This window comes from Cellulomonas sp. T2.31MG-18 (genome assembly GCF_964266755.1).
Taxonomy (GTDB): Bacteria; Actinomycetota; Actinomycetes; order Actinomycetales; family Cellulomonadaceae; genus Cellulomonas.
This window is the reverse complement of the sequence record NZ_CAXWGW010000001.1, coordinates 1,670,738-1,693,797: the sequence shown is the minus strand read 5'-3', so window position 1 is coordinate 1,693,797 and position 23,060 is coordinate 1,670,738. Positions and strand designations below refer to the sequence as shown.

Genomic DNA, 23,060 nt, shown 5'->3' with positions numbered 1-23,060 from the left:
CAATGTCCAACGCCACCCAACCACCCGAAGACAGTCAGGCAACAGACACAACAAAGAACAACACAGATCTGGCATCAAAAAGGAACCCACCACCCACGGGGTGGACGACAGGCTCCCATCAACACCAAGCCCACCACGACACAACATCGCAGCAGACAACTTGGCATCGACTACTTGGCACACTGTTGAGTTCTCAAAGAACAGACGCTCTTCCCGTCAGACCCTTGCGGGCCGGACCCGGAGGCGATCTCATCCGTTGCTGGCCCTTTCGAGGCCGGCACCGGAGGTTATCCCATCCAGTCCTGCTCTCCGACCACCGGCTCCAGGGCGCACTGAGCGCCTCGAACCAGTGAGTGGAGTTTTGCTCTCGGCGGGACCGACCACCGGGTGTTCCCTGGTGTTCGTTCCTCCCTGCCGGGGGCCTGGAAGACATTACGCGACCCGCAACCCTGAGGCAAATGTGCTGGTCAGCGCGGTGACGAGGCGTCCGGCGGCTCCGGGCGCCGAGATGCCGTCGTGCCGACCGCGGCAGCGCGACCAGGTTGGGGCGGTGCCGGGTGGTCCTCCGTCGCGGTTCGTCAGCCGCGGGCGTTGCGGACGACGGCGAGCGAGCGCTTGCCACGACGGAGAAGGGCGAAGCCGCCGGCGAGCACGTCCTCACCCTCCAGGACGGCGGCCTCGTCGGCGACCCGGCGGTTGTTGACGGACAGGCCGCCCTCCGCGACCGCACGCCGCGCCTCGCTCTTGCTCTTGACGAGCCCTGCCGCGGTGAACAGGTCGACCAGCAAGTCGCCGGGGGCGCCGTCGGTGCCGGGGAGCTCTGCCACGGCGGCTCGCAGGGTGGACTCGTCGAGATCCGCGAGAGAGCCGCGGCCGAACAGCGCCTGGCTCGCGGCGACCACCTTGGCCGTCGCGTCGGCACCGTGGACGAGCGTGGTCACGTCGCCGGCCAGGGCTCGTTGGGCGTCGCGGGCGGCGGGCCGGGTGCGGACCGCCTCCTCGAGCTCGGCGATCTGCTCCCGCGTGCGGAAGGTGAACACCTTGAGGTGGTTGACCACGTCCGCGTCGTCCGAGTTGAGCCAGAACTGGTAGAAGGCGTACGGGCTGGTCAGCTCAGGGTCGAGCCACACGGTTCCCGACTCCGTCTTGCCGAACTTGGTGCCGTCGGCCTTGGTGATCAGGGGTGTGGTCAGGGCGTGGACCGGGTCGCCGGTGACCTTGCGGACCAGCTCGACGCCGGAGAGCAGGTTGCCCCACTGGTCGTTGCCCCCGGTCTGCAGGGTGACGCCGTGGCGACGGTGCAGCTCGAGGAAGTCCATCCCCTGCAGGATCTGGTAGCTGAACTCGGTGAAGCTGATGCCCTGCTCACTGGCGAGCCGGCGCGCCACGGTGTCCTTGGCGAGCATCGTCCCGAGGCGGTAGTGCTTGCCGACGTCGCGCAGGAAGGCGATGGCGGACAGGTCGGCGGTCCAGTCGAGGTTGTTCACCATCGTCGCGGCCGCAGGTCCGTCGAAGCGGAGGAGCGGTGCGATCTGGCTGCGGATGCGTTCCACCCAGCCGGCGACGACCGACGGGTCGTTGAGGGTGCGCTCCCCCGTCATCTTCGGGTCGCCGATCAGGCCGGTCGCTCCGCCGACGAGGGCGAACGGGCGGTGACCGGCGTCCTGCAGGCGCCTGATGGTGAGGATCTGCACCAGGTTGCCGATGTGCAGGCTCGGGGCGGTGGGGTCGAAGCCGCAGTAGACCGCGACCGGACCGGCGGCTAGCGCCGCGTCCAGCGCGTCGCGGTCGGTGGTCTGGGCGACGAGCCCACGCCAGGTCAGCTCGTCGAGGACGCTGGTCACATCTGTCTCCTTGCACACGGGCGCCGAACGGCGCCCGACGGACGGTTCGGGTGGCCGGTGGTCAGGCCGACGCCGTGGCCCCGGGCGGGGTCGTTGCCGACGTCGGCGAGCGATAGGCCGGGCGGTACGCGGACACGGTGGGCTCCCCCGTCAGCCAGAACCGCCACGGGTGCCGTGCGGCGTCCCCGCCGGCACCGGACACGCCGACCCGTGCTCCCTGCCGGTGCGCGGGCGCCAGTGCAGCCTCGCCCCGGCGCAGCACGATCGCACCGTCGGGCTCGGTGACGTCCGCACCGTTCGCGTCCAGGTCGAGACCGAGGCACACGGCCAGCCGCGCCGGACCGCGGGCCAGCTGCCGCTCGTTGTCCACGACGCCGGCCGCCTCCCGTCGGCGCCACGCCAGCTCGCGCCCTGCCACCACCTCGCCCGCGCGCAGCAGCACCGCGGCAGGGCGACCGGTGGGCTCCGCCACGACGTTGAGGCAGTGGTGCAGCCCGAGGTGCCGGTAGACGTACAGCCGACCCGGTTCGGCGAACATCGCGGCGTTGCGCTGGGTGCGGCCGCGGTGGGCGTGCGAACCAGGGTCGTCCTCGCCCCTGTATGCCTCCACCTCCGTGATGCGCACGGTCACGTCGCCCTCCGGCGACCTGGCGGTGAGGTGGGCTCCGAGCAGGTCGCGTGCGACCGTCAGCACGTCGCGGGCGAACCAGACCCGGGCCGGGCACGTCCCCAGGTCCGGATCCGCGGGGCGGGCCGGCTCCACGGCGTCCCGCTGGCTGGTCACCGGGTCATCCTGCCGCATCCGTCGAGCCGGACGTCGGCCCGTTCCGCGGTGCGCTCGCGCGCGAAGTGACGGGCCTCCCGTCGCATCCAGTCCACCCAGTGGCCGCGCATCGCCGTCCCGTCGCGAGCCAGCCCGCGCGCGAGCCGCTCGGCCGGTGGCGCCTCCACCCACACGCGGAGGGTGGCGACGGCATCGGCCTCGCGGCGGGCGGATCCACAACCTTCGAGCACGAGGACGGTAGCCACCGGCACCTCGACCCACTCGGCGAAGCGGCCCGCGATCCAGTCGTAGCGCTGGAAGCGCCCGGGCCGGCCGCGTCGCAGCGGCTCGAGCACCTGGGCGGCCAGCCGGGGCCACAAGGTGCCTTCCAGGCCGGACCAGCCCTCGTACAGGTCGTCCAGGTGCACCACGGTCACGGTCGTGCCCCGCGCCCGCAGGACGGCCGCCACGGCCGCCGCGGTCGTCGTCTTGCCCGACCGGGCGGGACCGTCGACGCAGAGCAGCCGCACAGGGCCGAGCCGCGCCGCGCCGGCGAGGACGTCGTCCGCCAACGCCCTCGCCGAGCTTGCGTCGTCCGCTGAGGTCAGCGTGCCCACGTCCGCGCGTCGTCGGCTGCGGCACGGGCGCGGACGCGCTGCTCCGCCACGCGGACGGGTGCCGTGCCTCCGTAGGACGCGCGCGAGGCCAGCGACCCCTCGACGGTGAGCACGGACCGGACGTCCGGCGTCAGGTGCGGGCTGATCGCCGCGAGGTCCGCGTCGGTCAGCTCCCACAGCTCGATCGCGGGGCTGCGGCTCTCGCACGCGCGCACGCACGCACCGGCGATCTCGTGGGCCTCGCGGAACGGCACGCCCGTCCGGACCAGCCACTCCGCGACGTCCGTCGCCAGCGAGAAGCCCTGCGGGGCGACCGCCGACATGCGCTCGGTGTCGAACCGGAGGGTGGCGACCATCCCGGCGAACGCGGGGAGCAGGACGGTCAGCTGGTCGACCTGGTCGAAGACCGGCTCCTTGTCCTCCTGGAGGTCGCGGTTGTACGCCAGCGGCAGACCCTTCAGCGTGGTCAGCAGGCCGGTCAGGTCGCCGACGAGGCGGCCGGCCTTGCCACGGGCGAGCTCGGCCACGTCCGGGTTCTTCTTCTGCGGCATGATGCTCGACCCGGTGGAGTACGCGTCGTCGAGATGGGCGAACCCGAAGTCCTTGGTCGACCACAGGATGACGTCCTCGGCGATCCGGGACAGGTCGACCCCGACCATCGCGGCGACGAACGCGAACTCCGCGACGACGTCCCGCGAGGCGGTGCCGTCGATCGAGTTCTCCACCGGTCCGGCGAAGCCCAGCTCGGCCGCGACGGCCGCGGGGTCGAGGCCCAGCGACGAGCCCGCGAGCGCGCCCGAGCCGTACGGGGACAGCGCGGCGCGCGCGTCCCAGTCCTGCCACCGCTGGACGTCGCGCAGCAGCGGCCAGGCGTGCGCCAGCAGGTGGTGCGCGAGCAGCACGGGCTGGGCGTGCTGCAGGTGGGTGCGGCCGGGCATGGGGGCGTCGCCCGCGGCCTCCGCCTGGCCGATGAGCGCGTCCACGACGTCGAGCACCAGGGCGGCGAGCACGCGAGCCTGTCGGCGCAGGTACATCCGCACCAGCGTGGCGATCTGGTCGTTGCGGCTGCGGCCGGCACGCAGCCGACCGCCGAGCTCGGCGCCCGCCCGCTCGATCAACCCGCGCTCGAGAGCGCCGTGGACGTCCTCGTCGTCGGGTGCCGGTCCGAACGCGCCGGACTCCACGTCGGCGCGCAGCGCCCCCAGCGCGGCCACCATCCGGTCCGTGTCCTCGTCGGACAGCAGGCCGGCCTTGTGCAGCACGTGCGCGTGCGCCACCGAGCCGGCGATGTCATCGCCGGCCAGCCGCCAGTCGAACTGCGTCGACCTCGAGAGCGCGGCGAGGGCGTCCGCAGGCCCCGAGGCGAACCGGCCGCCCCACAAGGCCCCAGCGATCGTGGCGGACCGAGCGAACGAGTCGGGAGCGGCCACGTCAGTCCGTCCCGACTTCCATCGCGGCGGCGTCGAGCGCCGCCTCCTCGTCGCCGACCACCGCCGGGTTCGTCGCGATGACGTCCGCGCCACCCGCGGGCAGCGCGCCGAACAGCGTGCCGTGCTCGACGAGCACCTGGCCCTGGTCGACGGGCTGGCTCGCGTACAGCTCGAGCTTCGCGCGCGAGTCGGCGATGTCGAGGTTGCGCATCGTCAGCTGGCCGATCCGGTCGGTCGGCCCGAAGGCGGCGGACTCGGTGCGCTCCATCGACAACCGCTCCGGGTGGTAGGAGAAGCCGGGCCCCTCGGTGCGCAGGATCGTGTAGTCCTCCCCGCGCCGCAGCCGCAACGTCACCTCGCCGGTGACGACCGAGGCGATCCACCGCTGGATCGACTCGCGCACCATGAGCGACTGCGGGTCCAGCCACCGCCCCTCGTAGAGCAGCCGGCCCAGCCGCCGGCCCTCGTTGTGGTAGGTGGCGACGGTGTCCTCGTTGTGGATCGCGTTGACGAGCCGCTCGTAGGCCGCGAACAGCAGCGCCATGCCGGGTGCCTCGTAGATGCCGCGCGACTTCGCCTCGATGATCCGGTTCTCGATCTGGTCGGACATGCCCAGGCCGTGCCGACCGCCGATCGCGTTCGCCGCGCGGACGAGCGCCACCGGGTCGCTGTACCGCACGCCGTCGATCGCCACCGGCCGGCCGCGCTCGAACGCGATCGTCACGTCCTCGGTCTCGATCGGCACCGCCGGGTCCCAGAACCGCACGCCCATGATCGGCTCGACCGTCTCGAGCGACACGTCGAGGTGCTCCAGCGTCTTCGCCTCGTGCGTGGCACCCCAGATGTTCGCGTCCGTCGAGTACGCCTTCTCGGCACTGTCGCGGTACGGCAGGTCGTGGTCCACGAGGAACTGGCTCATCTCCGCGCGTCCGCCGAGCTCGGTGACGAAGTCCTGGTCAAGCCACGGCTTGTAGATCCGCAGGTTGGGGTTGGCGAGCAGGCCGTACCGGTAGAAGCGCTCGATGTCGTTGCCCTTGAAGGTGGACCCGTCGCCCCAGATGTCGACGCCGTCGGACTGCATGGCGCGGACCAGCAGGGTGCCGGTGACGGCCCGGCCCAGCGGCGTCGTGTTGAAGTACGAGCGGCCGCCGCTCCTGATGTGGAAGGCGCCGCACGCGATGGCGGCCAGACCCTCCTCGACCAGCGCGGCCTTGCAGTCGACGGCGCGCGACAGCTCGGCGCCGTACGCCATGGCGCGGCCGGGCACCTGCTCGATCTCCGGCTCGTCGTACTGGCCGAGGTCCGCGGTGTAGGTGCACGGGATCGCGCCCTTGAACCGCATCCAGGCGACGGCCACCGAGGTGTCCAGGCCGCCGGAGAAGGCGATGCCCACCCGCTCGCCGACCGGGAGCTGCGTCAGAACCTTGCTCACATCACGTCCTTGTCTCGTGCGAAGTCTCGCGTGGAGTCACGCCCTGCCGCGAGGTCGAGGAACCGCTGGGCCACCGCCGCGCCGGTGTCCGACTCGGCGGCGATCACCAGGACGGTGTCGTCGCCTGCGATCGTGCCGAGCACCCCCGGCATCGTCGAGTGGTCGATCGCCGAGGCGAGGAACTGCGCACCGCCGGGCGGCGTGCGCAGCACGACGAGCGGGCCGGACGCCTCCGCGGTGACGACGAGCTCGGCGGAGAGCCGTGCCAGCCGGGCGGCCAGGACCTCGGTGCTCTCCGCCTGCAGGGTCGCGCGACCGCCGCCCTCGACCGGCACCGCGTAGACGAGGGTGCCCTGGTGGCGCACCTTCACGGCCTGCAGCTCGACCAGGTCGCGGGACAGGGTCGCCTGCGTCACCGTGACGCCCTCGGCGGCGAGCAGCTCGGCGAGCTCCACCTGGGAGTGGACCTGCTGCCGTGCCAGCAGCGCCGTGATCAGCGCCTGTCGAGCGGCCTTCGTCGACGGTACCGACGTGGCGGTCATGCGTGCCCCTGCAGCAGGTACGTCAGCAGCGCCTTCTGGGCGTGCAGCCGGTTCTCGGCCTCGTCCCACACCACCGACTGGGGACCGTCGAGGACCTCGGCGGTCACCTCCTTGCCGCGGTAAGCGGGCAGGCAGTGCAGCACCAGCGCGTCGGGCGCGGCGAGCGCCAGCGTGGCGGCGTCGAGCTGGAACGGGACGAACGGCAGCTGCCGCTGCTGCGACTCGCCCTCCTGGCCCATCGACACCCACGTGTCCGTGGCGACCACGTCGGCGCCGGCCACCGCCTCGGCACGGTCGTGCACCACGGTGACCGAACCGCCGGTGACCGCCGCGACCCCCTGCGCCGCGGCGAGCACCTCCGCGGCCGGCCCGTACTCCTGCGGTGTGCCGATCCGCACGTGCAGGCCCGCCGTCGCGCCGCCGAGCAGGTACGAGTGCGCCATGTTGTTCGAGCCGTCGCCGATGTACGCCAGCGTCCGCCCGGGCAGCTCCCCCACCCCGCCACGGTGCTGCGCGACCGTCAGGAGGTCGGCCAGCACCTGGCAGGGGTGGAAGTCGTCCGTCAGCGCGTTCACGACCGGGACGCCCGCCTCGGCCGCCATCTCCTCGATCCGCGCCTGGGCGTGCGTGCGCCAGACGATGGCCGCGACCTGGCGGCCCAGCACCCGCGCGGTGTCCGCGATGGACTCACGGACGCCGATCTGTGCCAGGTTCCCGTCGACGACCACGGGGTAGCCGCCGAGCTCGGCGACGCCCGTGGTGAACGACACCTGCGTGCGCAGCGTCGGCTTGTCGAAGATCACCGCGACGGCTCGCGGTCCCTCGAGCGGCCGCCGCGCGAACCGGTCGGCGCGCAGCTCGAGACCCAGCCGCAGGACCTCGGCCTGCTGGGCCGGTGTGAGGTCGTCGTCACGAAGGAAGTGCGCCATCAGCTGGCCTCCTGGCTCAGGTCGCCGGCACGCCGGCGAGGAAGTCGACGAAGCTGCCGGCCTGCTCACGCGTGAGCACGTACGGCGGTGCGAGGCGCAGCGTGGTCGGTGTGCACGGGTTGACGATGAAGCCCGCCTCGAGCGCCCGTGCCGCGACGACGGCGGCGACGGGCGCCGTCAGCTCGACGGCGATCAGAAGACCCTCACCGCGCACGGTGCCGACCAGGGGGTTCCCGGTCGAGGCGAGGGCGGCACGCCACCACTCCCCCAGCTCGCGCACGTGGGCCAGCAGGCCGTCGCGCTCGATGACGCCCATGGTGGCGAGCGCAGCGGCCGCGGCCACCGGGTTGCCGCCGAAGGTCGTCCCGTGCTGGCCACGGCCCAGGCACGCGGCGGCGTGCTCGCCGAACGCGATCAGCGCTCCGACCGGGAACCCGCCGCCGAGACCCTTGGCCACCGTCACGACGTCGGGCACGACGCCGCCGCCGATGTGCGGGTGCTGGAAGGCGAACCACCGGCCCGTCCGACCCATGCCCGACTGGACCTCGTCGAGCACCAGGAGAGCACCGTTCTGCTCGGTGAGCCGGCGCGCCAGTGCGAGGTAGCCCGGGGGGAGCGTCCGAACGCCCGCCTCTCCCTGCACCGGCTCCAGGAACAGCGCCGCGACCTTCTCGCCGTCCGTGGCGAACGCCGCCTCGAGCGCGTCCGTGTCCCCGAACGGCAGGAACTCCACCCCCGGTGGCAGGGGCTCGAACGGCTCCCGGTAGGCCGCCTTGTGGGTCAGCGCCAGGGCACCCATCGAGCGGCCGTGGAAGGCACCCTCGAGCGCGAGCAGCCGTGGGCGCGAGCCGGCGGAGTGCCGCCGGGTCAGCTTGACGGCCGCCTCGTTGGCCTCGGTGCCCGAGTTGCTGAAGAAGACCCGCGAGCCGGCCGGGGCACCGGCGATCGCCAGCAGCCGCTCGGCCAGCGCCACCTGCGTGGGGCTGGCGAAGAAGTTGGAGACGTGGCCGAGCGTGCCGAGCTGTGCACTGATCGCAGCGGTCAGGGTGGGGTGCGCGTGGCCGAGGGCGTTCACGGCGATGCCCCCGAGCAGGTCGAGGTACCGACGACCGTCCGCGTCCCAGACCCAGGCGCCCTCGCCCCGCACCAGCACGCGCTGCGGCGGTCCGAACGTGTCCATCACGGCGTGGGTGTACCGGTCGGTCCACTCCGCGACGGAGCCGCCCTCGGTGGCGGTGGGCAGCGCGTCGTCGCCGGTGCCGACCGCCACGTGCCGTGCCGCGGTCATGCCAGCACCACCGGGACGGGCGCGGTGGCCGGTGCCTCCGGCAGCTCCTCGTCCGGCAGCACCATGGTGCCGACGCCGTCGGAGGTGAACACCTCGACCAGGATCGAGTGCGGCTGCCGGCCGTCGATGACGTGCGCGCGCCCGACGCCGCCGCGGACCGCCCGCCAGCAGGCCTCCATCTTCGGCCGCATCCCGGAGTCCAGCCGCGGCAGCAGCGCCTCCAGGGTGCTCGCGCGGATGCGCCGGACCAGGGAGCTGCGGTCCGGCCAGTCCGTGTACAGGCCCTCGACGTCGGTGAGGATGACGAGCTTGCGGGCGCCGAGGGCGATCGCGAGCGCGGCGGCGGCCGTGTCGGCGTTCACGTTGAGCACCTGCGTGGGGTCCTCGATGTCCGGTGCGACGGTGGACACGACGGGGATCCGCCCGGCGTCGAGCAGGTCGAGCACCGCGCCGGGGTTGACCTGCACGACGTCGCCGACCAGACCCACGTCGACCTCTTCGCCGTCCAGCACGACGTTGCGCCGCCGGGCCTGCAGCAGCCCGCCGTCCTCGCCCGAGAGACCGACCGCGTGCGGCCCGTGGGCGTTCAGCAGGCCGACGAGCTCGCGGGACACCTGACCCGTGAGCACCATGCGGACGACGTCCATCGCCTCCGGCGTGGTGACGCGCAGGCCGCCGCGGAACTCGCTGGCGATGTCCAGCCGCTCGAGCATCGCGTTGATCTGCGGTCCTCCGCCGTGCACGACGACGGGCCGCAGGCCCACCTGCCGCAGGAACACCATGTCCGCGGCGAAGGCGCGCTTGAGCTCGTCGTCCACCATCGCGTTGCCGCCGTACTTGACGACGACGAGCGCGCCGCTGAACTTGCGCAGCCACGGCAGCGCCTGGATCAGCACCTCGGCCTTCTGGTCGGGGCGCAGGTCGGTGCGCGTGTCGAAGACGGCGTCCTCGGGGAGCGGGGTCGGGTTCATGTGGTGTACGCGCTGTTCTCGTGGACGTAGCCGTGGGTCAGGTCGTTGGTCCACACCGTCGCGTCGGCCGTGCCGGCGTGCAGGTCGATCTCGATGTGCACCTCCCGGTTCGAGGCTAGGTCGACGCTGGCGCGGTCGGCCCAGGCGCCGCCGGCGCGGCACACCTGCACCCCGTTGACCGTCACGTCGACCTGGTCCGGGTCGAACGGCGCGACGGACTCCGGCACGGTGCCGATCTGCGCCAGCACGCGTCCCCAGTTGGGGTCGTTGCCGAAGACGGCGGTCTTCACCAGGTTCGACCGCGTGACCGCGCGTCCGACGGCCACCGCGGCGGCCTCGGACGACGCACCGACGACGTGCACGGCGAGATCGTGGCTGGCGCCCTCCGCATCGGCCACGAGCTGCCGGGCCAGCGAGGCGCACACCTGCCGCACGGCGTCGGCGAACTGGACGTAGTCCGGCAGGACGCCGGAGGCGCCCGACGCGAGCAGCACCACCGTGTCGGACGTCGACATGCAGCCGTCGGAGTCCACCCGGTCGAACGTGGTCCGGGTCGCACCCTGGAGGGCGGTGCGCAGGCCGCCCGCGTCGACCTGGGCGTCGGTGGTGAGCACCACGAGCATCGTGGCGAGGGCCGGAGCGAGCATCCCCGCGCCCTTTGCCATGCCCCCGACGGTCCACGTACCGTCCGGCGTCTCGACGGAGACGTGCGCCGTCTTGGCCACCGTGTCGGTGGTCATGATCGCCGTGGCCGCCGCGAGGCCGCCGTCGGTCGACAACGCCGCAGCCGCCGTGTCGACCCCGGCGAGCAGCGCGTCGATCGGGACGGGTTGGCCGATCACACCCGTCGACGCCACCACGACGTCGCCGGACGAGATGCCGAGCACGTCGCCCACCTTCTCGGCGGTCTCGTGCACGTGCACGAAACCCTCGGGACCGGTGCACACGTTCGCCGAGCCGGAGTTGAGCACGACGGCCGACACGACGCCGTCGCTGACGACCTGCCGCGACCACACCACGGGGTGCCCCACCACGCGGTTGGTGGTGAAAACCCCGGCGCCGACCTGCGCAGGCCCGTCGTTCACCACCAGGGCGAGGTCCGGCCGGCCGGAGGGCTTGAGCCCGGCGACCACGCCCGACGCGCGGAACCCGGCGGGCGCCGTCACGCCGGGTGACGTGCCCGGGCTGGTGCCGACCAGGGCGTCGGCGAGATGGTCCGTCACGGTGCCACTCCGTCCAGAGGGAGGCCGAGGACCTCGGGCAGGCCGAGGGCCAGGTTCAACGACTGCAGCGCACCACCGGCGGTGCCCTTGACCAGGTTGTCGATCGCCGTGACGGTGACGACACGTCCCGCCGCGGCGTCCAGCGCCACCTGCACCTCGGCGGTGTTCGACCCGACGACGGAGGCGGTGGTCGGCCAGCGGCCCGGCGGCAGCAGCCGGACGAAGGGCTCGTCGGCGTACGCCGCCTCCCACGCGGCCCGCAGCGCGGCGTCGTCGACCCCGGGCGCGACGCGGGCCGTCGTGGTCGCGAGGATGCCACGCGACATCGGCACGAGCACCGGGGTGAAGGACAGCGACACGGCGGCGGCCCCGGCCGAGCGCAGGTTCTGCGCGATCTCGGGGATGTGCCGGTGCGTACCCGCCACCGAGTAGGGCGCGGCCGCGCCGAGCGCCTCGGCGGCGAGCAGGTGCGGGCGCAACGCCTTCCCCGCACCCGAGTAGCCGACCGCGAGCACCGCGACCACGTCCTGCGGGTCGACCAGAGCGGCGGCGACACCCGGCTGGAGGCCCAGCGTCACCGCCGTGACGTTGCAGCCGGGCACGGCGATGCGGCGCGCGCCGGCCAGCGCGGCCCGCTGCGTGTCGGCGTGCTCCGCGCGGATCAGCTCCGGCAGGCCGTAGGGCCACGTGCCGGCGTGCGGGCTGCCGTAGAAGGCCTCCCAGTCGGCGGCGTCGACCAGCCGGTGGTCGGCACCGAGGTCGACCAGCACGGCATCGGAGCCCAGCGCCTCCAGCTCGGCGGCGATCCGGCCGCTCGCACCGTGCGGCAGGGCCAGGACGACGACGTCGTGACCGGCGAGCGCCTCCACGGAGGTCGGCTCGAGCACACGGTCGGCGAGCGCGTGCAGGTGGGGGTGGTGCTCCGCGAGGGTGCTGCCGGCGTTGTTGTGCGCCGTCAGCGTGCCGATCCGGGCCTCGGGGTGGCCGAGCAGCAGCCGCAGCATCTCGCCGCCTGCGTACCCGCTCGCGCCGGCGACGGCGACGGTGAAGGACATGTGCATGAACATACACCACAGTGCACGACGATTCGCTGACACGCCACGCCGCAGGCGTTTTGATGGTGCCATGCGCGCTGTCGTCGCCACCGCCCCGGGCGGTCCGGAGGTCCTGCAGGTCCTCGAGCTCCCCGACCCGGAGCCACGCCCCGACGAGGCCGTGGTCGCCGTCGCGGCGGCGGGCGTGAACTTCATCGACACCTACCGCCGGTCAGGTCTCTACCCGATGCGCTACCCCCACGTCGTCGGCTCGGAGGGCGCCGGTCGGGTGGTGGCGCTCGGCTCCTCCGTCACCGGGGTGGCGGTGGGCGATCGCGTCGCGTGGACCGCCGCGAACGGGTCGTACGCCGAGCTCGCCACCGTGCGCGCCTCGGACCTGATCCCCGTGCCGGACGGGGTGTCGGACGAGACGGCCGCGGCGATCCCGATGCAGGGCATCACCGCCCACTACCTGGTCACCTCGACCGTGGAGCTGCGACCGGGAGACGACGTGCTGCTGCACGCCGCGGCCGGCGGAGTGGGTCTGCTCGCGACGCAGCTCGCGACGCTGCGTGGCGCGCGGGTGATCGGCACGGTGGGCACCCACGCCAAGGAGGAGCTGGCGCGCCAGGCCGGAGCGGCGGACGTGATCCGGTACCGGGAGCTCGACGACCTGACGCGACAGCTCCCGGCTCTCGTCCGCGAGCTGACGTCGGGGGTCGGTGTGCGTGCGGCGTACGACTCCGTCGGCAAGGACACCTTCGACGCCTCCCTGGCCAGCGTGCGGCCTCGGGGGACGCTGGTGCTGTTCGGTGCGTCGTCCGGACCGGTGCCGCCCGTCGACCCGCAGCGCCTGAGCGCCGCGGGCTCGGTGTACCTGACGAGGCCCTCGCTCGGCGCCTACACCGCCACGCGCGAGGAGCTGCTGGGCCGCACCGACGAGCTGTTCGCGCTGCTCGCGGACGGACGGCTGTCGGCCCGGATCGGGGCCACGTTCCCCCTGCGGGACGCGGCCGACGCGCACCGAGCCCTGGAAGGTCGCCGGACCACGGGCAAGGTGCTGCTCACGCTCTGAGGCTCGCTGCCGGCGCCCGTCCAGGGCAGCGGCGCAGCCTCAACCCCGGTCGCCCCGCGCGAGCTGCCGTTCGACGCGCCTGTCCGGTACCAGCCACAGCAGCGCGACCCCGCCGTAGAGGGCGATGGAGACCCACGGCTCCACGAAGGCCATGCCGACGCCCGCGGCGTAGACGAACGGCGAGATCCGCCCCTTGAGATCCGCACCGACCGCCAGCGCGAGCGTGGACCGCGGACCTTCGAGGGCGATGATCCGGCCCTGCAGCACCCAGTAGGCGATCGCCGCACACAGCGCCACCACGCCGTACGCCGCCGTCGGCACCGCCACCGCGTGGTTCTCGCCGAGCCACGCGGTGGTGAACGGGAACAGGGACAGCCAGAACAGCAGGTGCAGGTTGGCCCACAGCACCGAGCCGTCGACGCGCCGCGCCGCGTTGAGCATGTGGTGGTGGTTGTTCCAGTAGATGCCGAGGTTGACGAAGCTCAGCACGTAGGCGAGGAACACCGGCAGCAGGGGCCGCAGGGCCGCCAGGTCGGTGGTGCGGGGCGCTCGCAGCTCGAGCACCATCACCGTGATCACGATCGCGATCACGCCGTCGCTGAACGCCTCGAGCCGGGTCTTCGACACGGTCGGAGCGTATCCACCGGCCGCTCAGCGGCGGCTCAGGACCGCAGCTCCGCCCCGAACCGCGCCTGCGCCGTCGCCACCACGGCGTTGCGGACCTCCGCCGTCTCGGCCGCCGTCAGGGTCCGGTCGGCGGCCCGGAGCCGCAGCGAGAACGCCAACGACCGCCTGCCTTCCCCGACCTGGTCCCCGACGTAGACGTCGAACAGCCGTACGTCCTCCAGGACGTCGCCCGCGGGGCTGCTCGCCGCGCCGTCCCGCACGGCGGCCAGCACGTCCGCCGCGGGTACGGCGGCGTCGACCACGAGAGCCACGTCCTCCTTGGCCACCGGGAACGTCGACACCGCCTCGGCCTGGACCGGGGCCGACGGCGCGGCGGCGAGCAGAGCGTCGAGGTCGAGCTCGAACGCCACGGCCCTGGCGGGCAGGTCGTGCGCGGCGACGACGGCCGGGTGCAGCTCCCCCGCGTAGCCCAGCACGCGGCCGTCGGCAGCGAGCACACGGGCACAGCGGCCGGGGTGGAACGGTGCACGGTCCGGCTCGGCTGCCACGTGCACCTCGACGCCGAGGCGCCGGGCCACGACGCCCACCAGGGCGAACGCGTCCGTGTGGTCCGCGCGGCGGGCCGGACCGGTCCAGCCGGCGCGCTCACGCAGACCCGTGAGCACCGCCGCCAGGTGCCGCGGCTGGTCCGGGAGCGCCGCCGCCAGCTCGTCCAGCTGGTCGTCGGTGGGCAGCGTGCCACCCGGCAGCAGGGGCGCGGCCGGAGCGCCGCTACGCGGCAGCGTGACGAGCCCGGTCTCGAACAGCGCGAGGTCGCTCTGGCCACGGCCCACGTTGCGGCGCGCGGTGTCCAGCAGCGTCACCAGGAGATCCGTCCGCATCAGCGGCTGGGCCTCGGAGATCGGGTTCGCGAGCCGCAGGGCACGCCGGCGGGCATCCCCGGCGGGCAGGTTCATCGCGTCCAGCTGCGCCGTCCCGACGAAGGGGTACGAGAGCACCTGCACGAGCCCCTCGGCCGCCAGCGCGTCGGCCACCGCCCGGCGAGCGCGCTGCGACCAGGTCAGCCCACGTCCGGCGGGCGCCGCGGGCACCACGGACGGGATCGTGTCGTAGCCGCCGAGCCGCGCGATCTCCTCGACCAGGTCGACCGGCACCACCAGGTCGGGACGCCAGGAGGGCACCTGCACGGACAGACCGGCCGCCGAGTCGGTCACGGTGCACCCGATCCGCTCGAGCGTGCCGCGCACCTCGTCGTCGGTGTACGGCACCCCCACCAGCCGCGCCGGCAGCCGGGGGTCGAGCAGCACGGTGGGCGGCTCCGTGGTCCGGTCGACGTCCGTCCCGGTCTCGTCGACGGTCCCGCCGCCGAGGTCGACCAGCAGCTCCGCCACCCGGTCCACAGCCACCCGCGCGAGCTGCGGGTCGACCCCGCGCTCGAACCGCTTGGCCGCCTCGCTCGACAGCCGGTGGCGGCGCGACGTGCGCGCGACGGTGATCGGGTCGAAGTGCGCACCCTCGATCAGCAGGTCGGTGGTGCCCCCCGCGACCCCGCTGTCCGCGCCGCCCATCACACCGGCCAGCCCCAGCACGCGGGAGCCGCGCGCCCCGTCCGGGCTGTCGGTGATCAGCAGGTCCTGCGGGTCCAGCGCACGGTCCACGCCGTCGAGCGTGGTCGCGTGCTCCCCGGGCGCCGCGCGGCGCACGACGATCGGCGCGGCCAGGCCGCCCAGGTCGTAGGCGTGCAGCGGCTGACCGAGGTCCAGCATCACGTAGTTGGTCACGTCGACCGCGAGGCCGAGCGGCCGCATGCCGGCCTGCACCAGCCGGTGCTGCATCCACGACGGTGAGGGCACGTCGGCGCGCACGCCACGCACGATGCGCGCGACGAACCTGTCGGCGCCCGGGACGCCGTCGATCGGCGCCCCGTCGTCGATCTCCACCGGGAAGCCGCCCGTCAGGGGCGCACGCTGCGCGTCGGTCGGCAGGCCGTGGTCCGTGAACCGGGCACCCGTCGAGTGCGCGTACTCCCGCGCGATCCCACGCATCGAGAAGCAGTAGCCACGGTCGGGCGTGACGTTGATCTCGAGGACCTCGTCGCGCAGGCCGAGCAGCTCCGCCGCGTCCGCGCCTGCGGGTGTCTGGTCGTCGGTCAGCCCGAGGCGGGACAGCACGATGATCCCCGAGTGGTCGTCCCCGATGCCCAGCTCGCGGGCCGAGCAGATCATCCCGTCGGAGACGTGCCCGTAGGTCTTGCGCGCGGCGATCGGGAACGGGCCGGGCAGCACGGCGCCCGGCAGCGCGACGACGACGTGGTCGCCCGCGCCGAAGTTGTGCGCGCCGCAGACGATGCCACGCGGCACGGTCGGCAGGCCGGCGTCGTCCAGGTCGTTGAACGACCCGACGTCCACCTGGCACCAGTTGATCGTCTTGCCGTTCTTCTGCGGCTCCGGATCGGCGGAGAGCACGTGGCCGACCACCAGCGGTCCGGTGACGTCGGATCCGGAGTGGATCGCCTCCTCCTCCAGACCGACCCGCACCAGGTCCGCAGCGAGCTGCGCCGCCGTCAGACCCTCGGGGAGCTCCACGTGGTCGCCCAACCAGGCGAGCGGGACCATCACCACGTCAGATCACCGCCCGGAACTGCTCCGAGAAGCGCACGTCGCCCTCGACCATGTCGTGCATGTCGGCGATCCCGTGCCGCAGCATCAGCGTGCGCTCGATGCCCATCCCGAAGGCGAAGCCGGAGTACTCGTCGGGGTCCACCCCTACCGACCTCAGCACGTTCGGGTTGACCATCCCGCACCCTCCCCACTCGATCCAGCCCGGGCCGCCCTTCTTCTGCGGGAACCACAGGTCCATCTCCGCCGACGGCTCGGTGAACGGGAAGAACGACGGCCGCAACCGGGTGCGGGCCTCCGGCCCGAACATCGCTCGCGCGAAGTGGTCGAGCGTGCCCTTCAGGTTCGCCATGGTCAGACCCCGGTCCACCGCCAGGCCCTCGACCTGGTGGAACACGGGCGTGTGGGTCGCGTCGAGCGCGTCCGTCCGAAACACGCGACCCGGGCAGACGACGTAGACCGGCAGCTCCCGCTCCAGCAACGAGCGAGCCTGGACCGGGGACGTGTGCGTGCGCAGCACCAGGCCGGAGCCGGCGGGGTCGACGAAGAACGTGTCCTGCATCTGCCGCGCGGGGTGGTCGGGACCGAAGTTCAGCGCGTCGAAGTTGAACCACTCCGCCTCGACCTCGGGCCCCTCGGCCACCTCCCAGCCCATGGCGACGAAGACGTCACCGACGCGCTCCATCAGCGTCTCGAGCGGGTGCCGGGCCCCGGCGGGGCGGCGGTCCACCGGGAGGGTGACGTCCACGGCCTCGTCGACCAGCACCCGCGCGTCGCGCTCGGCCTCCAGCTCTGCCTCGCGCGCCGCGATGGCGGCGGTCAGCCGCCCCCGGACCTGGCCGACGATGCGCCCCGCCGCCGCCTTCTCCGCACCCGGTAGACCGCCGATGGCACGGTTGGCCAGGGCCAACGCGCTGCGCTCCCCGGTGTGCGCCTGGCGGACGGCCTTCAGTGCCGCGAGGTCGGCAGCGGAGGCCACCGCCGCGAGCGCCTCGTCCAGCGCGTTCTGCATCGCGTCGGCGTCGAGGGGGGACAGCACCGTGCTCTCGTCGGGCATCCGAGCCTTCCAGGGTGGGACGACGACCGGCGCAGCAGGCGGACCGGCCCGGCCGCCACGCGCACGGGCGGCCGACCCGGCAGTCTAGTGGCGCGCACCGCAACGGCCCGGGTGCGTCCGGCAGAGGGCCCACCGTCCGACTGACCGGCGGCCCGCCGACCCACCGGTCAGGTGCCCAGCGGGAGCTCGCCGACCGGCACGTACAACGGACCTCCGCCGCGCCCGGCGCCCGGGGTGGACTCGACGAGCCGCAGGGACGTCACGGTCCACGTCGGTCCCTCGTACACCGCCAACGCCGAGACCAGGTCCTCCGGCAGCTGACCCCCCACGTCTCCGGCCGCACGCTCGGCTCGACGCCGCCCGGCGGCCCGACCACCCCGGACGGCGGGAGCACCCGGTCGCACCCGGCCCACCGTCAGGTGCGGCCGCTCCCGCACGCGCACGTCCGGTGGAGCGCCGACCTCGTCACCGGCCCGGCCGCAGGCGTGCGTCAGAGCCCGGTGCTGGTCGAGGTCGCCTGCCACGCCGGTCCACAGGGTCCGGTGGGAGAACACCCCGGCGCCGCGCAGTCGCAGCGCGTACGGCTCCGCAGCAGCCGCCGCGGCCGCGAGCTCCTCGAGCAGGATCGGGGCGCTGCCGTCGGCCACGGTGCCGTAGAAGGCGAGCGTCAGGTGCCAGGTCTCCCGTGCCGCCCACCGGACGGGGCCACGGTCCTCCCCCGCCGTCGCCCCGCGCACGGCCGCGAGGGCGAGGTCGAGGTGGTCGAGCACCTCCTCGGGCGGCCAGACCGCGGCGAACAGGCGCACGGGCTCAGAGCCGGAGGTGCCGGTGGGCACGCGCGGAGGCGTACAGGCAGACCGCGGCAGCCGTCGCGAGGTTGAGCGACTCGGCGCGGCCGTGCAGCGGCACCCGGACCACCGCATCGGCCAGGGCGAGGTCCTCGTCCGCCAGGCCCCACGCCTCGTTGCCGAACAGCCAGGCGGTCGGACCGGCGAGGTCGGGCGCACCGGAGCCGGCGGTGTCCTGCAGGTCGTCGAGGTCCACGTCGCCGCGGCCGTCCGCGGCGAGGACGGTGACACCGGCGCTGCGCAGGGCGTCCACGGCGGCGGCGAGGGCCACCTCCTCGACGACGGGCAGGTGGAAGAGCGAACCCGCGGTGGAGCGCACCACCTTGGGGTTGTGCACGTCGACGCTCTCGGTCGAGAGCAGCACCGCGTCGGCTCCGGCGGCGTCGGCCACCCGCAGCACCGTGCCGGCGTTGCCCGGATCACGCACGTGCGCCAGCAGCGCGACCAGCCGGGGGCGCGCCGCTAGCACGGTCCCGAGGTCGTCGTGCCGCTGGTCGGCGACCGCCACGACGTGCTGGGCGTCGGGGCTCATCGCCTCGAGCACGGCGGCGTCGCCGATGTGCAGGTGCAGCCGCCGCTCGCGGGCCGACGCCACGATCTCCGGGTAGCGCTCCGCCGCACCCTCGGTCAGGTAGACGTCGTGCACGACGACGTCGGCCGTCGCCACCGCCTCGCGCACCGCCTGCGGCCCCTCGACGAGGAACCGTCCGGTGCGCCGACGTGCCGAACGCCCGGCCAGGGCGGCGACCGACCGCACGCGCTCGGCGCGCGGGTTGGTCAGCTCAGCGCTCATGGCCGGGCGTTCGGGTGGAGCGGGTCGACGGACCTCACGCAGCCGAGGGGGCGTTGACGTCCTCCGGCAGCGCATCCTTGGCCAGCTGGACCAGCGCGGCGAAGGCCGCCGCGTCGTTCACGGCCAGGTCGGCCAGCACACGCCGGTCCACCTCGACGCCGGCGAGCTTCAGGCCCTGGATCAGGCGGTTGTAGGTGATGCCCTGGGCTCGGCCGGCGGCGTTGATCCGCTGGATCCAGAGCTTGCGGAAGTCGCCCTTGCGCGCCTTGCGGTCGCGGTAGGCGTACACCAGGGAGTGGGTGACCTGCTCCTTGGCCTTCCGGTAGAGACGGGACCGCTGACCGCGGTAGCCGCTCGCCCGCTCGAGGGTCGACCGGCGCTTCTTCTGGGCGTTGACCGCCCGCTTCACGCGTGCCACGTGATGCTCCTTGCTGGTCCAGGCTCGTCGCGCCCGGGACGCCCCGTGGGGCGTCCCGGGTCAGCGGCCGAGCAGCTTCTTGATCTTGGGGGTGTCGACCGACGAGACGACCACGTCACCGGCGATGCGGCGGGTGCGACGGCTCGACTTGTGCTCCAGCAGGTGCCGCCCGTTGGCCTGCTCCCGCATGATCTTGCCGGTGCCGGTCACGCGGAAGCGCTTCTTGGCACCGGAGTGCGTCTTGTTCTTCGGCATGGCTGCCGTCTCTCCTTGTCGTTCGCGCCACCCGGGTGCCCGGGTGGCTCGTGCCGTGCAGGTCCGCCGGTCGGCGTCCCGGCGGTGGTTCAGCTCGCCCCCTCCGTGGGAGCCGTGCGGTTGCCCGTGCTCGTGCTGCGCGCAGCCGCCGGCCGAGGCGGTGCCGGGCGCGGTGCCGCGGGGCGCGGGGCGGCGGGCCGCGGTGCCGACGCCTGCTCCCCGGCCGCGGGTGCGGCCGGCGCAGGACGGGGTGCACGCGGGGCCGCCGCTGCCGGCCGGGCCGCGGGCGCAGCCGTGCGAGGTGCGGGAGCCGGACGCGGGCTCGGCCGAGGCGTCGACGCCGGGGCAGCCGCCGGGCGCGCGGCGGACGAAGCCGTCCGTGCGGGTGCAGCGGCCGCGGGAGCCGCCGCTGCGGGGGCTGCGGGTGCCGGCGCGGCAGCGGGTGCCGGCGTCGCTGCGGGTGCAGGCGCCGCGGCGGGTGCTGTCGCGGGAACCGCGCCGGCCGCCTGCTCGTCCGCGGGAGCCGCTGCCGGCTGCTCCTGCGCCTCGGCCTCGCCCGGCTTGGCCGCTGCCTGTGCCCGGCGCTGCTCGCTGCGCTGGTCCGCCTTCTTCTTGGTCGGCCCGAGCACCATGATCATGTTGCGGCCGTCCTGCTTGGGCATCGACTCGATGAAGCCCAGCTCGGTCACGTCGTCGGCCAGACGCTGCAGCAGGCGCACGCCCATCTCCGGGCGCGACTGCTCGCGGCCGCGGAACATGATCATGACCTTGACCTTGTCGCCGCCCTTGAGGAAGCGCTCGACGTGCCCCTTCTTCGTGGCGTAGTCGTGCGGGTCGATCTTCAGGCGGAACCGGATCTCCTTGAGGACCGTGTTCGTCTGGTTCCGGCGAGCCTCACGGGCCTTCATGTCGGCCTCGTACTTGAACTTGCCGTAGTCCATGATCTTGACGACCGGCGGGCGGGCGTCGGGGGCCACCTCGACGAGGTCGAGGTCGGCGTCCTGGGCAAGGCGCAGTGCGTCCTCCACGCGGACGATGCCGACCTGCTCGCCGTTGGGGCCGACCAGGCGGACCTCGGCGACGCGGATCCGATCGTTGATGCGGGGCTCGCTGATGTGGTGCTCCTCGAGAGTCGTGACGGACGACCGCCCGGGAACGAGGAAGGCCCCCGCCCTGGGCACAGGCGGAGGCCTCGGCAGCACCGCACCGGTGGTTGGTGACCACACGGCGGCACACGGCGCGGCCGTGTGCTGCGGACTGGACCCGGCCCCTGTCGTCAGCACGTCCGGCGGACGTGCTGTGCGGTCGGGACCAAGGTGGGAGGTTCTCCACTTGTGCACCCGACGCCTGCGTCCGTCTGCACCCCTGCGGATGGTCCGCGGGAGCGAAGGACGGGGCCTGCGCCAGGTCAGTCGTGCCACAGGTTACCAGACGGCAGCCGCGCCCCTCTCGAGCGGGTACCCGGGGGCGCGATGAGAGGATGCGTCCCATGACTGCGAACGCCAGCCCCGAGCCGCCGGTGAGCGCCTCCGCCGAGGCGCACGGCGCCCAGGCCACGACGACGGGTCCGGCTCACCTGCACGAGTCGGTCGCCGAGGCGACGCGGGACATCGCGGACGTGTCGGCAGGCGAGGTGATCAGCACCGCGGCCGTGCACCTGATGAGCGCGGCGGCGGTCAAGTGCGGGCTCGCGGAGGACGGGCCGGCGGGAGCCGGTGCCGCGTACCTCGACCTGGACGAGGCCCGGAAGCTGATCACCGCGCTGGCGGCCCTGGTCACCGCGTCCGCGCCGGACCTCGGCGACCAGCACGCCCGGCCGCTGCGCGACGGCCTGCGGTCGCTGCAGCTGGCGTTCCGCGAGGCGTCCCCGTACCCGGACCCCCGTGGTGAGGGCCCCGGCGAGAAGTTCACCGGTCCCGTGTCCTGAGCGGCTCGCTCCTATCCTTGCCGCGTGAGCGATGAGCCGACCGGCCTCGTCTGGAGCCAGCCCCCGCACCGGGACGACGAGACGCGGCCGCTGCCGGTCGTCGAGCCGGGTCGCCACGGGCGTCGGCGCCCTGCGCCCCTGATCGTCGTGCTCGTCGTCGCCCTGGTCGTCGCCCTCGTCGCGGTCGGCCGGATGATCCAGGTGACGACCGCATGGCAGCGCTCGTCCGCGCAGTGGCAGGCGCTGGCGCACACCCACGGGGACCAGCTCGCCCAGGCCCAGGCGGATCTCAAGGCCGCGCAGGACGAGCTGACCGCCACCCGCTCCCAGCTCGACGCCGCGCAGCAGCGGATCACCCAGCTGGCCGACGAGAAGGCCAAGCTGGGCGACACCACCGCGGCCCAGCAGCAGCTCGCCGACTACCAGGCGCGGGTGTCCCAGGCCGCCGGCAAGGTCGCGACCTCCCTCGCCACCTGCATCGACGGCCAGAACAAGCTGATCAGCTACCTGGCCAACGCCTCGGCCTACGACCCGGCGTCCCTGGCGAGCTACCGGAACGACGTGCAGTCGTACTGCGGGCAGGCGACTGCCGCGAACACCGCCCTGCAGCGGGAGTTGTCGCGGTGAGACGTCCCGTCGCCGTCGCTCTCGTCGGCGGCGCCACCCTGCTGGCCAGCTGCGGGGTGCTGCCCGGGATGCCCGCCCCGGTACCGACCAGCGTGGTGCCGACCAGCCTGCCGACGCCGTCGATCTCCGCCGGCACGTCGACGCTGTCGGCGGACGGGTTCGACGCCGTGCGGCGCATGGCGGTGCGCATCCGCAACGTCGGCTGCGGCCAGGTGTCCACCGGGTCCGGCTTCGCGCTGACGGACCACGAGCTGGTGACCAACAAGCACGTCGTGGCCGACTCGGCGTCGCTGCAGGTGTCGACGTACGACGGCCGCGACGTGGCGGTCACCGCGGCCAGCACCGCGAAGCTGGCGGACCTGGCGATCGTCCGGACCGCCGACGCGCTGCCGTCCGCGCCCCAGCTGGCCGCCCACGACCCGCAGACCGGTGACCCCGTGACGGTCGTCGGCTACCCGCTGGGCAGCCGGCTCACGCTGACCGACGGGCACGTCATCGGGTCCACGACGGACCCGCTGAACGCGACGCTCGGACAGGTGCTCGTCACGGATGCACCCGTGGAGCCGGGCAGCTCCGGTTCGGCCGCGCTCGGAGCCGACGGCACCGTGATCGGCGTCGTCTACGCCAAGAGCACGGACGGGCACAGCTATCTGGTGCCGGTCAGCACGTTGCGCCGGATGCTCGACGACACCTCGGCCTTCAGCCCCGCGCCGACCTGCACCGGCTGACCGGCGCCTGGTTC

At 73.7% G+C, this 23,060-nt stretch carries 23 protein-coding genes; 4 read left to right on the top strand and 19 right to left on the bottom strand.

The window, feature by feature from the left end:
- Positions 1-578: 578 nt before the first annotated feature.
- The 11 genes from tyrS to argC form a co-directional block, all read right to left on the bottom strand.
- The gene (tyrS, locus tag ACFQTY_RS07830; protein WP_378099054.1) at positions 579-1,844 is read right to left on the bottom strand and encodes a tyrosine--tRNA ligase; all 1,266 of its coding nucleotides are present in this window, start codon (positions 1,842-1,844) and stop codon (positions 579-581) included.
- 61 nt (positions 1,845-1,905) lie between these two features.
- Positions 1,906-2,628 carry a DNA-3-methyladenine glycosylase gene (locus tag ACFQTY_RS07825; protein ID WP_378099052.1) on the bottom strand — a complete coding sequence of 241 codons (723 nt, stop codon included), beginning with the start codon at positions 2,626-2,628 and terminating at the stop codon, positions 1,906-1,908.
- A complete protein-coding gene (locus ACFQTY_RS07820; RefSeq protein ID WP_378099050.1) occupies positions 2,625-3,224 on the bottom strand; it encodes a uridine kinase in 600 nt (199 codons plus the stop codon). Before ACFQTY_RS07820 ends, ACFQTY_RS07825 begins: the two co-directional genes overlap by 4 nt.
- Positions 3,212-4,654 (bottom strand): argininosuccinate lyase, encoded by a 1,443-nt coding sequence (gene argH, locus ACFQTY_RS07815; protein ID WP_378099048.1) that lies wholly within the window; start codon positions 4,652-4,654, stop codon positions 3,212-3,214. The genes ACFQTY_RS07820 and argH overlap by 13 nt, the downstream gene beginning before the upstream one ends.
- Before the next feature lies 1 nt (position 4,655).
- Entirely contained in the window at positions 4,656-6,086 is a 1,431-nt protein-coding gene (gene argG, locus ACFQTY_RS07810; RefSeq protein ID WP_378099046.1) for an argininosuccinate synthase, read from the bottom strand.
- A complete protein-coding gene (locus ACFQTY_RS07805; protein WP_378099044.1) occupies positions 6,083-6,628 on the bottom strand; it encodes an arginine repressor in 546 nt (181 codons plus the stop codon). The genes argG and ACFQTY_RS07805 overlap by 4 nt, the downstream gene beginning before the upstream one ends.
- On the bottom strand, positions 6,625-7,557 hold the full coding sequence (gene argF, locus ACFQTY_RS07800) for an ornithine carbamoyltransferase (protein ID WP_378099042.1): 933 nt from the start codon (positions 7,555-7,557) through the stop codon (positions 6,625-6,627). The genes ACFQTY_RS07805 and argF overlap by 4 nt, the downstream gene beginning before the upstream one ends.
- A gap of 16 nt (positions 7,558-7,573) precedes the next feature.
- Positions 7,574-8,845 carry an acetylornithine transaminase gene (locus tag ACFQTY_RS07795; RefSeq protein WP_378099040.1) on the bottom strand — a complete coding sequence of 424 codons (1,272 nt, stop codon included), beginning with the start codon at positions 8,843-8,845 and terminating at the stop codon, positions 7,574-7,576.
- A complete protein-coding gene (gene argB, locus ACFQTY_RS07790; RefSeq protein WP_291758529.1) occupies positions 8,842-9,816 on the bottom strand; it encodes an acetylglutamate kinase in 975 nt (324 codons plus the stop codon). Before argB ends, ACFQTY_RS07795 begins: the two co-directional genes overlap by 4 nt.
- Positions 9,813-11,039 carry a bifunctional glutamate N-acetyltransferase/amino-acid acetyltransferase ArgJ gene (gene argJ, locus ACFQTY_RS07785; protein ID WP_378099037.1) on the bottom strand — a complete coding sequence of 409 codons (1,227 nt, stop codon included), beginning with the start codon at positions 11,037-11,039 and terminating at the stop codon, positions 9,813-9,815. The genes argB and argJ overlap by 4 nt, the downstream gene beginning before the upstream one ends.
- Complete coding sequence (gene argC, locus ACFQTY_RS07780) at positions 11,036-12,094, bottom strand: N-acetyl-gamma-glutamyl-phosphate reductase (protein WP_378099035.1); 1,059 nt, start codon at positions 12,092-12,094, stop codon at positions 11,036-11,038. The genes argJ and argC overlap by 4 nt, the downstream gene beginning before the upstream one ends.
- 70 nt (positions 12,095-12,164) lie before the next feature.
- Here argC and ACFQTY_RS07775 point away from each other — a divergent pair, with 70 nt between their 5' ends.
- Positions 12,165-13,148 carry a quinone oxidoreductase family protein gene (locus ACFQTY_RS07775; RefSeq protein WP_378099033.1) on the top strand — a complete coding sequence of 328 codons (984 nt, stop codon included), beginning with the start codon at positions 12,165-12,167 and terminating at the stop codon, positions 13,146-13,148.
- Between the two features lie 39 nt (positions 13,149-13,187).
- On the opposite strand, the gene ACFQTY_RS07770 is transcribed toward ACFQTY_RS07775, so the two are convergent.
- The 8 genes from ACFQTY_RS07770 to infC form a co-directional block, all read right to left on the bottom strand.
- Positions 13,188-13,775, bottom strand: a complete 588-nt coding sequence (locus ACFQTY_RS07770) for a TMEM175 family protein (protein ID WP_378099031.1) — start codon at positions 13,773-13,775, stop codon at positions 13,188-13,190.
- Positions 13,776-13,810: 35 nt separating this feature from the next.
- Positions 13,811-16,396, bottom strand: a complete 2,586-nt coding sequence (gene pheT, locus ACFQTY_RS07765; protein WP_378099029.1) for a phenylalanine--tRNA ligase subunit beta — start codon at positions 16,394-16,396, stop codon at positions 13,811-13,813.
- Between the two features lies 1 nt (position 16,397).
- Entirely contained in the window at positions 16,398-17,450 is a 1,053-nt protein-coding gene (gene pheS / locus ACFQTY_RS07760) for a phenylalanine--tRNA ligase subunit alpha (protein ID WP_378099027.1), read from the bottom strand.
- Positions 17,451-17,617: 167 nt separating this feature from the next.
- Positions 17,618-18,286, bottom strand: a complete 669-nt coding sequence (gene thpR, locus ACFQTY_RS07755; RefSeq protein ID WP_378099025.1) for an RNA 2',3'-cyclic phosphodiesterase — start codon at positions 18,284-18,286, stop codon at positions 17,618-17,620.
- Entirely contained in the window at positions 18,261-19,091 is an 831-nt protein-coding gene (locus ACFQTY_RS07750) for a TrmH family RNA methyltransferase (RefSeq protein WP_378099023.1), read from the bottom strand. Before ACFQTY_RS07750 ends, thpR begins: the two co-directional genes overlap by 26 nt.
- Positions 19,092-19,125: 34 nt before the next feature.
- Positions 19,126-19,509 (bottom strand): 50S ribosomal protein L20, encoded by a 384-nt coding sequence (gene rplT, locus ACFQTY_RS07745; RefSeq protein WP_263732634.1) that lies wholly within the window; start codon positions 19,507-19,509, stop codon positions 19,126-19,128.
- Positions 19,510-19,569: 60 nt separating this feature from the next.
- On the bottom strand, positions 19,570-19,764 hold the full coding sequence (gene rpmI / locus ACFQTY_RS07740) for a 50S ribosomal protein L35 (RefSeq protein ID WP_263732633.1): 195 nt from the start codon (positions 19,762-19,764) through the stop codon (positions 19,570-19,572).
- A gap of 89 nt (positions 19,765-19,853) precedes the next feature.
- Positions 19,854-20,945, bottom strand: a complete 1,092-nt coding sequence (gene infC / locus ACFQTY_RS07735) for a translation initiation factor IF-3 (RefSeq protein ID WP_378099020.1) — start codon at positions 20,943-20,945, stop codon at positions 19,854-19,856.
- Positions 20,946-21,253: 308 nt separating this feature from the next.
- On the opposite strand from infC, the gene ACFQTY_RS07730 reads away from it, so the two are divergent.
- The 3 genes from ACFQTY_RS07730 to ACFQTY_RS07720 are packed head-to-tail and all read left to right on the top strand — an operon-like array spanning position 21,254 to position 23,046.
- Entirely contained in the window at positions 21,254-21,691 is a 438-nt protein-coding gene (locus tag ACFQTY_RS07730; protein WP_378099018.1) for a DUF1844 domain-containing protein, read from the top strand.
- A 24-nt stretch (positions 21,692-21,715) separates the two neighbouring features.
- Complete coding sequence (locus tag ACFQTY_RS07725) at positions 21,716-22,318, top strand: hypothetical protein (protein WP_337972938.1); 603 nt, start codon at positions 21,716-21,718, stop codon at positions 22,316-22,318.
- Positions 22,315-23,046 carry a S1C family serine protease gene (locus tag ACFQTY_RS07720; protein WP_378099016.1) on the top strand — a complete coding sequence of 244 codons (732 nt, stop codon included), beginning with the start codon at positions 22,315-22,317 and terminating at the stop codon, positions 23,044-23,046. The genes ACFQTY_RS07725 and ACFQTY_RS07720 overlap by 4 nt, the downstream gene beginning before the upstream one ends.
- Positions 23,047-23,060: the final 14 nt, after the last annotated feature.

Bases quoted from the DNA above. Each gene is read 5' to 3' on its own strand.
- ACFQTY_RS07775 (WP_378099033.1), top strand. From the start codon at position 12,165: ATGCGCGCTGTCGTCGCCACCGCCCCGGGCGGTCCGGAGGTCCTGCAG.
- rpmI (WP_263732633.1), bottom strand. From the start codon at position 19,764: ATGCCGAAGAACAAGACGCACTCCGGTGCCAAGAAGCGCTTCCGCGTG.
- ACFQTY_RS07795 (WP_378099040.1), bottom strand. From the start codon at position 8,845: ATGACCGCGGCACGGCACGTGGCGGTCGGCACCGGCGACGACGCGCTG.
- ACFQTY_RS07730 (WP_378099018.1), top strand. From the start codon at position 21,254: ATGACTGCGAACGCCAGCCCCGAGCCGCCGGTGAGCGCCTCCGCCGAG.
- ACFQTY_RS07805 (WP_378099044.1), bottom strand. From the start codon at position 6,628: ATGACCGCCACGTCGGTACCGTCGACGAAGGCCGCTCGACAGGCGCTG.
- argC (WP_378099035.1), bottom strand. From the start codon at position 12,094: ATGTCCTTCACCGTCGCCGTCGCCGGCGCGAGCGGGTACGCAGGCGGC.
- pheS (WP_378099027.1), bottom strand. From the start codon at position 17,450: ATGCCCGACGAGAGCACGGTGCTGTCCCCCCTCGACGCCGACGCGATG.
- argB (WP_291758529.1), bottom strand. From the start codon at position 9,816: ATGAACCCGACCCCGCTCCCCGAGGACGCCGTCTTCGACACGCGCACC.
- argF (WP_378099042.1), bottom strand. From the start codon at position 7,557: ATGGCGCACTTCCTTCGTGACGACGACCTCACACCGGCCCAGCAGGCC.
- ACFQTY_RS07750 (WP_378099023.1), bottom strand. From the start codon at position 19,091: ATGAGCGCTGAGCTGACCAACCCGCGCGCCGAGCGCGTGCGGTCGGTC.